At 42.7% G+C, this 12,389-nt stretch carries 13 protein-coding genes; 10 read left to right on the forward strand and 3 right to left on the reverse strand.

Going from position 1 to position 12,389, the window contains the following annotated elements; genetic code table 11:
- Positions 1-40: 40 nt before the first annotated feature.
- Positions 41-916, reverse strand: a complete 876-nt coding sequence (locus ACYPWY_RS03255; RefSeq protein ID WP_459684002.1) for a DNA adenine methylase — start codon at positions 914-916, stop codon at positions 41-43.
- Positions 917-924: 8 nt separating this feature from the next.
- Positions 925-1,842, reverse strand: coding sequence for a NotI family restriction endonuclease (locus tag ACYPWY_RS03260; RefSeq protein ID WP_459684003.1), 918 nt, complete (start codon positions 1,840-1,842; stop codon positions 925-927).
- A gap of 118 nt (positions 1,843-1,960) precedes the next feature.
- On the opposite strand from ACYPWY_RS03260, the gene ACYPWY_RS03265 reads away from it, so the two are divergent.
- Positions 1,961-3,079, forward strand: coding sequence for a sialate O-acetylesterase (locus ACYPWY_RS03265; RefSeq protein WP_459684004.1), 1,119 nt, complete (start codon positions 1,961-1,963; stop codon positions 3,077-3,079).
- Between the two features lie 28 nt (positions 3,080-3,107).
- Here the strand turns inward: ACYPWY_RS03265 and ACYPWY_RS03270 are convergent, their stop codons facing one another.
- Positions 3,108-3,311, reverse strand: coding sequence for a hypothetical protein (locus tag ACYPWY_RS03270; protein WP_459684005.1), 204 nt, complete (start codon positions 3,309-3,311; stop codon positions 3,108-3,110).
- Positions 3,312-3,573: 262 nt separating this feature from the next.
- Here ACYPWY_RS03270 and ACYPWY_RS03275 point away from each other — a divergent pair, with 262 nt between their 5' ends.
- The 9 genes from ACYPWY_RS03275 (at position 3,574) to leuB (ending at position 12,387) form a co-directional block, all read left to right on the forward strand.
- Entirely contained in the window at positions 3,574-5,064 is a 1,491-nt protein-coding gene (locus ACYPWY_RS03275; RefSeq protein WP_459684006.1) for a 2-isopropylmalate synthase, read from the forward strand.
- Positions 5,065-5,078: 14 nt separating this feature from the next.
- The gene (locus ACYPWY_RS03280; RefSeq protein ID WP_459684007.1) at positions 5,079-6,158 is read left to right on the forward strand and encodes an acyltransferase family protein; all 1,080 of its coding nucleotides are present in this window, start codon (positions 5,079-5,081) and stop codon (positions 6,156-6,158) included.
- Positions 6,159-6,169: 11 nt separating this feature from the next.
- Positions 6,170-7,558, forward strand: a complete 1,389-nt coding sequence (leuC, locus tag ACYPWY_RS03285) for a 3-isopropylmalate dehydratase large subunit (RefSeq protein WP_459684008.1) — start codon at positions 6,170-6,172, stop codon at positions 7,556-7,558.
- 45 nt (positions 7,559-7,603) lie between these two features.
- Positions 7,604-7,876 (forward strand): GxxExxY protein, encoded by a 273-nt coding sequence (locus tag ACYPWY_RS03290; RefSeq protein WP_459684009.1) that lies wholly within the window; start codon positions 7,604-7,606, stop codon positions 7,874-7,876.
- Between the two features lie 61 nt (positions 7,877-7,937).
- A complete protein-coding gene (leuD, locus tag ACYPWY_RS03295) occupies positions 7,938-8,528 on the forward strand; it encodes a 3-isopropylmalate dehydratase small subunit (protein WP_459684010.1) in 591 nt (196 codons plus the stop codon).
- A gap of 54 nt (positions 8,529-8,582) precedes the next feature.
- Positions 8,583-8,942, forward strand: coding sequence for a four helix bundle protein (locus ACYPWY_RS03300; RefSeq protein WP_459684011.1), 360 nt, complete (start codon positions 8,583-8,585; stop codon positions 8,940-8,942).
- Positions 8,923-10,491 carry an alpha-isopropylmalate synthase regulatory domain-containing protein gene (locus ACYPWY_RS03305; RefSeq protein ID WP_459684012.1) on the forward strand — a complete coding sequence of 523 codons (1,569 nt, stop codon included), beginning with the start codon at positions 8,923-8,925 and terminating at the stop codon, positions 10,489-10,491. Before ACYPWY_RS03300 ends, ACYPWY_RS03305 begins: the two co-directional genes overlap by 20 nt.
- Positions 10,492-10,661: 170 nt before the next feature.
- On the forward strand, positions 10,662-11,222 hold the full coding sequence (locus tag ACYPWY_RS03310) for a hypothetical protein (RefSeq protein ID WP_459684013.1): 561 nt from the start codon (positions 10,662-10,664) through the stop codon (positions 11,220-11,222).
- A 91-nt stretch (positions 11,223-11,313) separates the two neighbouring features.
- A complete protein-coding gene (gene leuB / locus ACYPWY_RS03315; RefSeq protein WP_459684014.1) occupies positions 11,314-12,387 on the forward strand; it encodes a 3-isopropylmalate dehydrogenase in 1,074 nt (357 codons plus the stop codon).
- The last annotated feature ends 2 nt before the right edge of the window (positions 12,388-12,389 follow it).

A 12,389-nucleotide genomic window follows, 5' to 3' on the forward strand; every position in this document is an offset into this window, starting at 1 on the left:
TGCCTTTAATTGGATAAAAGAAAGTAAATTCACACGTAATTTAGGTATTGACAGCTTGTTTCCACCACGAAAAATTGTCTGAAATAATAATTTCGTCCTTTACCAAATGATGCGTTGTTTTCATTGGAATTGTTTTATAGAGAAGATTATATTTATCGGCCAGTTGGCGTATTTCGGGAGTGTTGTCATAAGTAAGCATAAATCGGCCTTTTAGCTTGGCTGTCAAGGCAAAAAGATGTTCGTGGTCTATTTCGGAATAAGTATAAAGCCTTTTACCTGCAACAGTATAAGGTGGGTCGATAAAAAAATAGGTATTTTCGTTATTTAGGTTTTGCTCCAGAATTTCAAACGCATCTCCCCTTATAAAGTGAATCTTTTCCTTAATCGAACCAATTGCAATAATCCGGTCATGTAATGTTTTAGGGTACCAGCGGGAAGAAATACCTTTTCCTTTTTCTCCATTTTTTATCATACCTGAACCTTTTGCAAGAATACCACCGTGAAAAATTCTATTTCTAAGAATCGTGCAAAAGGCAATGTCGGCCAATTGCTTTTCGGGCTTATTCAATTCGTTTTGTACATTATCAATGGTTAAGTCATACGATCTTATTTTATCGGCAAGCCATTGATTTTTACCGTTTAAGATAACTTCCCAAACGGCAGCAATTTCTTCGTCCTTTTCAACCATTGTAATATGATTGGCTAATTTTTCAAACGCTGCCGAAAGGCTTACAATACCACCACCGGCAAAAGGCTCTATTAATTCCACTATCGGTTTGTTTTCTTGTTTGAGCCATTGTCGAACGGTAGGAATAAGCCATGTTTTTCCACCGGGATAACGGAATGGGCTTCGTTGTGGCACAGAGGCAACATTAGTAACCGTAGTTCCTACATATTCTTCACTGAACAGATTCATTTGGCGATTCATTCTACAACTATATTTTCAAAGTTATTGATGTTTGAAATATCCGAACGTTTGTTATCTAATTTCTTTTGTAGTAGTTGCGTGAAATCATTTATAGAACCTGCCTCAAACTTGGCAATTTGTTCCAATGCGATGGCAAATTTTGTGTATATGATTTTCTTTAATTTTAATTCTAACCTTTTTTCTTCTTCAACAGGCTCTAAATCGTAGAGAAAAAATGCGAAGTCCGCATCGTCTTTCTCAACTTCGGGAAGCGGTGGCAATGTGTTGTAAAATGCTGTTTGCAAAGCAACTGCTTGTTTTTTATTCCATTGATTTAAGATTGAACCTTTGGCAATAATCTGAGGAATTAATCTTTTTCTTGACGATGAAAGATAGTCCGGTTTTGGATATTTGAATGCTTGCGTCCAGTTAAACTCCGATACCGGATTTTCTAAATATGCAGTAAAAGGGCCTGTCAGATTTCCCGAAATGTAAACCGCCTGAACCTCCAGCGAACCAAAATCAAGCACTCTTCCCTTGGAATCGTAAGATACTAAAATATAATCAATGTTTCCGGCTGATTTCCCTGATTTGTCTTTTAATTTTATCTCTCCAACGTGTGTCCAGGTCGTTTTACCCTCAAAAATGAAAGCTGCCGCATCGCTCATTATCTTCCAGTCTTCACGAAATCTGATCGGACAAATAATTACAGGTCGATTCTTATGGTTCAGGCTACATACACCCAACGGGTTTTCTATACTGTTTTTGGTACAGTTTGAAACAATATTGTTGAATGGACAAAGTTTGTTTTCACGATAACGCACCGCTCTTTCCGATAGATTATCAATGGGAAATCCAAATACCTCAGATAAGGGTTGATTTTTACTATTTGCATCCATGTTTGCAAAAATAGTAAATATAATCGTTATTTTCATGTTTCGTTTCCTGTTATTATTTCAAATCTCACACCAATTTAATCACAATAATTACTTTTCTATGGTTTCTTTCTTATATTTGTACCCTGAATAAACGATCCTTAAAAAAAACATTTTTATGAAAGCTAATAAACAACTACTTCTTATGGTTGCCGGTTTCGTTACAGGCATGGCAATAATGCCGGTAGCCTTGAACGGGCAGGTAAAATCGACAGATGCAACTCCCAAAGTGGCCATTATTGTGGCCGGACAAAGCAATGCCGAAGGGCGTGTGCCTTATACTGAGTTTCCAACAAGCTATGTTGATGAACAGGGACAAACGGTTAATTATCTGACAAATGGAGAGATTCCGAATACCAAGTATTCAAACAAAAATGCCGCCGCCACTTTTAATACATGGAAACTTGGAACGGCAAACTGGGCATTTGATGCCATTGTTCTCAGTCGATTGCAACATCTTTTGAACGATGTGGTGTATGAAATTAAATGGACGCAGGGCGGAAGCGCCATTTCGCCGAAGGGCGCCGATACAGGCGGATTTTGGACTTCTCATTTCGATGAAATTCCAACCGGAAAAAACACCTATGTCAAAAGCTTTGTAACAAACGTAAATACGGCGATAGAAAAAAATCAGGGAGTATTCGACATCAAGGCGTTTTTGTGGCACCAGGGCGAAGGCGATTACCAGGCTGTGGCAAGCGCTGATTATTATGTCAACTTCCGCGACCTTATTGCATACGTGCGCACATCGGTCGGGAAGCCTGATCTGCCGGTCATATTTGGTACCATTTCGCACAAGTCAACTCAATACTCGGCTGTGGTGGAAGCCGCACAAAAGAAAATTGCTGCTGAGGATGACAATATATATCTGATTGATATGCAGGACGCTCTGCTTTTAGACCCCTATCATTTTAATGCCGTATATGCCGAACGTTTAGGAAAGGATGCATACGAAATTATCAGGGATAAAATACTTTCGTCCAATAATGTAGAAAGCGTCGCAGCCGACAAGGCAAGCGTATCGGTTTACCCCAATCCGGTGAAGCAGTATTTGTATATCGACTCAACGGTTCAGGTTAATAAAGTTGAGATATACAGCGAAGCAGGCGGATTGCTTCTTGCCGATGCGGAATTTGCCGGAAAAACCGATGTCTCCAAGTTGCAGGATGGGGTGTATTTAGCCCGTATTTATACCGATAATGCGGTTGTTATCCGGAAAATAATTGTCAGAAAGTAAATTTTGAATAGGGTAAACCTGAAAAATTTTACTGTTTATGCCTTTCGGTAAAGTTGCTGATATGAGCAGGAGATTCCTCCCTTTGGTCGGAATGACTGTCTCCTTTTTGGGAGAGAGGAGTAGGAAGCGGCGGCGAAGCCGCCGCTTCCTCATCCCTTAAACCACTAACAGGCGAGTCATTCCGACCAAAGGGAGGAATCTTATCCGTAACAGTAGTACTAAAATTTTTCATGTGTTTTCCTTGATTTTTTGAACTAATTATTTGCTTTTTTTTGATTTATGTTGTACTTTTGCAGGGTATTAAAACAAAAACAACAAACAATGGCATCTTTTACTTCTATTATTAGCATTATTCTTCTCCTCTGGCAGTCTGTTGGAGTGAGTGGCATTGTGCGGTAAAAGACAAACATGGACAATATAGCAAAAGCCTTTCTCACTCGTATGGGAAAGGTTTTTTTATGATTACGCGAGACAAAATAAAAAAAGAAAAAAATATGGATAAGTTATTTATTTTTGATACGACATTAAGAGACGGGGAACAGGTTCCCGGATGTCAGTTGAATACAGTTGAAAAAATTGAAGTGGCGAAAGCTTTGGAAGCTTTGGGCGTTGATGTAATAGAAGCCGGATTTCCTGTTTCCAGTCCGGGCGATTTCAATTCGGTGGTCGAAATATCCAAAGCGGTTACATGGCCAACAATATGCGCTTTGACACGCGCTGTTGAAAAAGATATAGAAGTGGCGGCAGAAGCCCTTAAATATGCCAAGAATAAGCGTATCCACACAGGGATAGGGACTTCGGAATACCACATCAGGCATAAATTCAATTCAACTCAGGATGAGATTGTTGAACGTGCGGCGGCGGCGGTTAAATATGCCAAAAGGTTTGTAGAAGATATTGAATTCTATGCCGAAGATGCCGGACGAACCGATAACGCTTACCTGGCGCGTGTGGTTCAGGCAGTGATAAATGCCGGAGCAACAGTAGTGAATATTCCCGATACCACCGGTTATTGTTTGCCAACCGAATACGGCGCAAAAATCAAGTACCTGATTGACCATGTTGATATGAAAAATGCCATTCTTTCGACACATTGTCATCAGGATTTGGGGATGGCCACAGCCAACTCGGTGATGGGTGTGCTGAATGGCGCCCGTCAGGTGGAAGTAACGATAAATGGGATAGGAGAACGCGCCGGAAATACCTCCCTGGAAGAGGTGGTTATGGCAATCAAGAGCCACAAAGAGTTGGAGATTGAAACCAATATAAACACAACAAAAATATATCCCATGAGCCGGATGATTTCCAGCTTAATGAATATGCCCGTGCAGCCCAATAAAGCTATTGTAGGCCGAAATGCCTTTGCCCACTCTTCGGGGATTCATCAGGACGGGGTGTTGAAAAATCTTTCGACTTACGAAATTATCGACCCCAAAGATGTGGGAATTGATGATAACGCCATTGTGTTGACCGCCCGCAGCGGACGCGCCGCCCTGAAAAACAGGTTGAGCATTTTGGGTATAGAAGTGGATGGTGAAAAACTGAACGACATCTATCAGCAATTTCTGGATCTTGCCGACAAAAAGAAAGACATCAACGACGAAGACCTGTTGATTTTGGCCGGAAAAGAAACAGATGGAATACACCGGATAAAACTCGACTACTTGCAAGTGATTTCGGGCGTAGGCGTGAAGTGTGTCGCCAACGTGGGCTTGGATATTGCAGGCGAAAAATTTGAGGCATCCTCTTCGGGTAATGGCCCTGTGGATGCGGCTATAAAGGCTGTGAAACAAATTATCCACCGTCAGATGGTGATTCAGGAATTTTTGATACAGGCCATCAATAAAGGGAGCGATGATGTGGGGAAGGTACACATGCAAGTTAGTTACAACGGTGTGAACTACTATGGCTTTTCGGCCAACACCGATATTGTTGCCGCGTCAGTAGAAGCGTTTATCAATGCAATCAATAAATTTGTGATATAATTCAGCTACAATAAATGGAGCCCAAAAAATACGAATATATTGACAGTTTAAGAGGTATAGCCATCATGCTGGTAGTTATGGTGCATGTTGGCTACAACGTTTTCCCTCCCAGATTTATCAATAAGATTGTAGAGAATGGGCAACTGGGCGTGCAATTGTTTTTTATTGTAAGCGCTTTTACCTTGGTCATGTCGTATCAGAACAGGTTGAATGAGAAAAACAGGACAACAAACTTTTTTATCCGCCGTTTTTTCCGAATTGCCCCCATGTATCACTTGGCTATTCTTTTCGTAACGGTCGATATTCTATTGGGATGGAATATATACAATCCACGTTTGGAGGAGATTGATGTTGTTGAGCTGTTGACAAATATTTCTTTTACAAATGGCTTTGTCCCTGCGTACATCAACCGGTATGTGCCCGGCGGTTGGTCGATTGCCGTAGAGTTTAGCTTCTATTTGCTATTGCCGCTGTTGTGCCTGAAAATCAGGAATCTAAATTCGAGTGTCGTATTCGTTATAGTTTCGCTTTTGTTATCAACGGCATTCAACAGGATATTGGTAAAAACGCTGTTTGTTGACGATCCAACATACTTCGTCTATCACAATATTACCTCGCAACTTCCTGTGTTTGCGTTGGGCATATTTGCTTATTGGGCGCTGTATGATAAAAACCGGGAAGTGAAACCGGCAACGATTTTGATGCTGGCTGCAACAATTTTGCTATTTTGCTACTTTGTTGTACCCTATCATTTTTTGTATAGCCTGTTTTTTGCATTTCTATTAATAGCGCTGGCTAAACGAAATTATAAATTGTTATCGAACAGGCTGTTGGCGAATATAGGCAAGCTGAGTTTCAGCATGTATCTGGTGCATTTTGTGTTTGTCAACTTGTATGATTTCAGCGTCCTTCAAAATTCCATGCTACCGGAATTGGCTGTTGTGGCAATTAATTTTGCGATTGAATATATTGCTGTTTGGATAGCCACATTTTTGCTCGCTCAACTTACATACCGTTTTATAGAAGTTCCCGGACAAAATTGGGGTAGAAAAATAATTAAAAACTTAGAATTAAAATATCAATCAATAAACTAACTATAATAGTAATGAAAACATTATTCGACAAAATTTGGGATGCTCACATTGTATCAAAAGTGGAAGGCGGCCCTACACAGTTGTATATCGACAGGCAGTTCTGTCATGAAGTAACAAGCCCACAGGCTTTCAATGGTCTGAGGGCAAGAGGATTGAAGGTGCTGCGTCCCGAACAAACCACCTTGACGGCAGACCACAACACCCCGACAATCAATCAGGATCAACCGGTAAAAGACCCGGTTTCTAAAAATCAGCTGGATACCTTGTCCAGGAATGCGCAGGAGTTTGGCCTGACATTGTATGCTCTCGGAAATAAAAAGAACGGAGTGGTACACATTGTTGGCCCCGAAAACGGTTACACCCAGCCGGGTATGACCATTGTCTGCGGCGATAGCCATACCTCCACCCACGGCGCTTTTGGCTCGGTGGCATTCGGTATTGGCACATCGGAAGTAGAAATGGCGCTGGCCACTCAATGTGTGTTGCAAAGCCGCCCCAAAACCATGCGTATCACCTTCAACGGTAAATTGGGCAAAAGTGTAACGGCCAAGGATTTGGCGCTGTATATGATTTCGAAATTGACTACGGGAGGCGCTACCGGCTATTTTGTTGAGTATGCCGGGGAGGCTGTTCGCGCCATGTCGATGGAAGAACGCATGACCCTGTGCAACCTGAGTATAGAAATGGGCGCGCGCGGTGGTTTGATAGCTCCCGACGAAACAACTTTTGCCTACGTAAAAGGCCGTGAATTTGCGCCGAAAGCCGAAAAATGGGACAAAGCCCTGGCCTATTGGAAAACCCTGAAAACAGACGAAGGAGCAACATTCGACAAAGAACTGGCATTTGATGCGGCGGACATACAGCCAATGATTACCTACGGTACCAATCCGGGTATGGGAATGGCGGTAAACGGCGCTATCCCCACGCTGGACGAAATAGATGAAGCCGGACGTATTTCGTTCCGCAAATCAATGGATTACATGGGATTTGAACCGGGCGAAAAACTGGAAGGAAAACCGATTGATTACGTATTTTTGGGCAGTTGTACCAATGGCCGCATCGAAGATTTCCGTGCATTTACCAATTTTGTGAAAGGCAAGAAAAAAGCCGGTAATGTGATTGCATGGCTTGTTCCGGGCAGTTGGATGGTAGAACAGCAAATCCGCGAAGAAGGCTTGTACGATATACTGAAAGCCGCCGGTTTTGAATTGCGTCAGCCGGGTTGCTCGGCCTGTTTGGCAATGAACGACGACAAAGTTCCCGCCGGAAAATACGCCGTATCAACATCCAACCGCAACTTTGAAGGTCGCCAAGGACCGGGAGCCCGCACCATATTGGCCGGCCCGCTGGTTGCAGCAGCGGCAGCCATTACGGGACGAATTACCGATCCACGCAAGTAATTTTTGAACGCTAATTTCGCAGATTGCGCAAATTAAACGCGAATTATGAATGAATTTGAGAAAGTAGAAAAACTCATAAAGGTATATCATAATGGACGTGTTGTTGGCGATTATCGTGCGGATTTAGTGATCGAAAATTGTATTATTTTGGAATTAAAAGCTTGTGAAGAATTAAATTCTGCACATGAAACTCAATTATTAAACTATCTGAAAGCCACCGATATTGAAGTAGGATATGTTTTGAATTTCGGTAAAAGTGCAAAATTTAGCCGTAAAGTGTATTCCAATAAAAGAAAAAAGTCATTAATTAAACTATAAAAAAAAATTGCGTTTAATTTGCGTAATCTGCGAAATTAGCGTTCTAAATAAAGAAAGAAAAATGGAAAAATTTCAAACATTAACATCAACATACGTTCCTCTGCCTATCGAGAACGTTGATACAGACCAGATTATACCTGCTCGTTTTTTGAAAGCGACAGACAAAGAAGGCTTTGGCGATAATCTGTTTGCCGATTGGCGCTACGATAAAGAAGGAAAGCCAAAAGCCGGTTTCGTGCTGAATAACCCCATATACAGCGGACAGATTCTTGTTGCGGGGAAAAACTTCGGTAGCGGTTCCAGCCGCGAACATGCCGCATGGGCTGTTGCGGGATACGGATTCAGAGCAGTAGTATCGAGCTTTTTTGCCGATATTTTCAAAAACAATGCGCTGAATAATGGCATCCTGCCCGTAGTGGTAAGTCCCGGATTCCTGTCGGGAATATTCGAGAGCATCAACAAAAACCCGAAAGCTACGTTGACAATCAATCTCGAAAAGCAAACCATTACAAATGATGCCACCGGAAAATCGGAATCGTTTGAAATAAATGCCTACAAAAAGGAATGCCTCCTGAAAGGATTGGACGACATCGACTACCTGCTTTCAAAAAAAGATTTAATAGAAGCGTACGAAGCAGCAAGGATGTGCTGATGTATTGATATGCTGATGTGCTAATTATTTTTATTATTTAATGATCTTATAATTATGAAAACAGGAAACTTAATCGTAGATTTATCTTTTGAACTTGCTTTGAGAATTATTCCATTTTGTGAAACTCTTGAAGAGAAAAGAAAATTTGTTATTGCTAATCAGTTATTAAAAAGCGGCGCTTCTATTGGCGCAAATGTTAGAGAAGCACAACACTGTGAAAGTAAAGCCGACTTTGTTCACAAGCTAAAAATAGCATCAAAAGAAGCAGATGAAACAGTATATTGGCTCTCATTGTGCAAATTTTCAGAAACTTATCCTTTTGAACCAGCGCTGCTTGATGAAGTTCTATCAGTTCAAAAAGTTTTGTCAAAAATTATCAGTTCAAGTAAAGGCAATGGAACAAATACAAAATAGTAATCGGTATCAGCACATTAGCACATCAGCACATCAGCACATCGAAATAATGGATACAACCTTGCGGGATGGGGAGCAGACCTCTGGAGTTTCGTTCTCCCCGCAAGAAAAATTGAGTATAGCGCACTTGTTATTGGCCGATTTAGGGGTCAATCGCATCGAAATTGCATCGGCTCGTGTTTCGGAAGGAGAGTTTGCCGCGGTGAAGAAGATTGCCGATTGGGCAAAATCTGCCGGATATATCGACAGGCTCGAAGTGTTGGGATTTGTGGATAAAGGCGCCTCGCTCAAGTGGATACAAAATGTTGGTTGTAAGACTATTAACCTGTTGACAAAAGGCTCCTACAAGCACGTAACCGAACAGTTGAAAAAAACTGCCGAACAACATGTGCAGGACATCCGCCACGAAGTGGAACTGGCTACCTCAATGGGCATTGATGTAAACATTTATCTGGAAGATTGGTCGAATGGCATGATAAATTCGGAGGACTACGTGTATTATGTGGTCGATAGCCTGAAAGACCTTCCCATAAAACGGTTTATGTTGCCCGATACACTCGGTATATTGAACCCTCACACCACATGGAGGTGTTGCCGCCGGATGAAAAACCGTTACCCCGATCTGCATTTCGATTTTCACGCCCACAACGATTACGACCTGGCGGTGGCCAACGTAATGGTGGCCGTAGAAGTGGGAATGCAGGGCGTACACGTAACGATGAATGGCTTGGGCGAACGGGCGGGGAATGCTTCACTGTCGAGTGTAGTAGCGGTTCTTCACGATCACCTGAAGATGGAAACCACCATCAGGGAAGACCAGATTAACAAAGTCAGCCGCGTGGTAGAAACCTATTCGGGCCTGACCATTGCCGCCAATCAGCCCATTATCGGTGAAAATGTATTTACGCAGTGCGCCGGAATACATGCTGATGGCGATAACAAAAATAATTTGTATCACAACGATTTACAACCCGACCGGTTTGGGCGCATCCGCGAATATGCACTCGGCAAACTTTCGGGGAAAGCCAATATCCGAAAAAACATCGAGGCGCTTGGTATAGCTTTGGACGAAGAGGAAATGACAAAAGTTACCAATCGTGTGATAGAATTGGGCGACAAGAAAGAAATTATTACCCAGGACGATTTAACCTACATTATTTCGGACGTATTGAAGCATAACAGCAAGGAAAAGAAAATAAAAATTACTACTTTTGCCTTTATGTTGACAAAAGGCTTGCGGCCTACGGCTACGGTACGGATAGAAATAAACGGCGAGGAGTACGAAGAAACGGCTCCCGGAGACGGGCAGTATCATGCATTCTCGAAAGCCCTTTATAAAATATACCGAACGCTGAATAAGCCAAGGCCTAAGTTGTTGAACTACGCCGTATTTATTCCACCGGGCGGACGGACAGACGCGCTGGTACAAACAGTTATCACCTGGGAATTTAACGGAAAAGAGTTTCGCACGCGCGGCCTGGATGCCGACCAAACCGAAGCAGCCGTAAAAGCAACAGAAAAAATGCTCAATATTATAGAAGAGATGTAATTTACTCTAATGAGAATAATGAGAATAATATGCCAATGTGAATAATGTGCCAATAGCGCAAAGCTACGATAAACTGACTGTCATTGCGGGCGCCGACCCGCAATCTCCTAAGCACATTATTCTCATTATTCATATTATTCACATTGGCACGTTAATAAAATTTATTTATTATGGAACTATTAAAAAGAAAAGCTCGCATAATGTTAGTTATGCTGTTTGTGGCCGGTAGCATCAGTGCACAGACCGGAACCACCACGCCTCCGCCCGTATTGCCGGACGACCCAATTGTGTATGTTGGATTTGGCGCCGGACTTGATTACGGCGGATTGGGAGCTAAGATTGAGTATTTTCCAATTAAGTATCTCAGCGTTTTTGGTGGATTAGGCTTTAATATGGCGCTTGTGGGGTGGAATGTCGGACTTGGTTGTTTACCGCTGCCCAACAAAAAAGTTTCACCCAAACTAACAGCTATGTATGGTTATAACGGTGTTTTGGCGAGGGGAGAAGGCATTTTAGACAGTAATGTTGAAAAAATTTCGCGCGGAATAACAGTAGGAATGGGTATAAGTATTCGTGTCGGTCGTGGAGGGAACCGGCTTGACATGAGTTTGCTGGTACCTTTCCGGTCGAGTGAGTTTATGGACAAATACCACGAATGGGAAAACAACTCAAGCATGAAAGTAAGTCAACTGCTTCCGGTTGCTTTTTCCATCGGCTATAACTTTAACTAAATGGGGGAAGCTGTCGCAATTGAAGCAGAGCCTAAATTGTTCTTAGCCAATCTACTAATAATCAAATAAGAAAATCGTAATTAATAAAAATATGAAATTAAACATTGCAGTACTTCCGGGAGACGGAATTGGTCCCGAAATTGTGGGACAAGCATTAAGGGTAACAGAAGCTGTGTGCGAAAAATTCGGACACGAATTGAAGTATGAATACGCCTTGGTAGGCGCTTGTGCCATCGACCAAGCGGGAAATCCGTATCCCGATGCAACACACGAATTGTGTATGAAATCGGATGCCGTTTTGTTTGGCGCTATCGGCGACCCCAAATACGATAACAACCCATCGGCAAAAGTGCGCCCCGAACAGGGATTGCTGGCCATGCGCAAAAAACTGGGCTTGTACGCCAACCTGCGTCCGGTAACAGCTTTCCCGTCGTTGATACATAAATCGCCCTTGCGCGCCGATTTGGTGGAAGGCGCCGATTTTATGTGCGTGCGCGAACTGACCGGCGGCTTGTACTTCGGTCGGCCACAAGGCAGGAGCGAGGATGGCAACACGGCCTACGACACCTGCGTTTATACCCGCGAGGAAGTAGAACGCATCGTGCGTCTGTCGTACAAATTTGCTCAACAAAGGCGTAAAAAACTGACCATTGTGGACAAGGCAAACGTATTGTGCACATCGCGCCTTTGGAGGCAGGTTTCGCAGGAAATAGAAAAGGATTATCCCGATGTGGAAACCGAATACATGTTTGTGGATAATGCCGCCATGCAAATTATTCAATGGCCGAAACGTTTCGATGTATTGGTTACCGAAAACCTTTTCGGCGATATTCTCACCGATGAAGCTTCGGTTATTACCGGTTCGCTGGGTATGTTGCCTTCGGCCTCGATAGGTATTCACACTTCGGTATTTGAACCTATCCATGGTTCGTATCCTCAGGCGGCAGGCAAAAATATAGCCAATCCTCTGGCAACCATTCTTTCGGTGGCAATGATGTTTGAGTATGCCTTTGAATCGAAAGCCGAAGGCGCCATTATCCGCAAAGCCGTAGATGCCTCCATGGCCAAAGGCATTGTTACCGAAGACATTGCCCTGGGTGGCAAAGCCTACTCAACATCGGATGTAGGAGACTGGATTGTGGATTATATTAATAATCTTAAATAAGT

Source organism: Viscerimonas tarda (assembly GCF_054601255.1).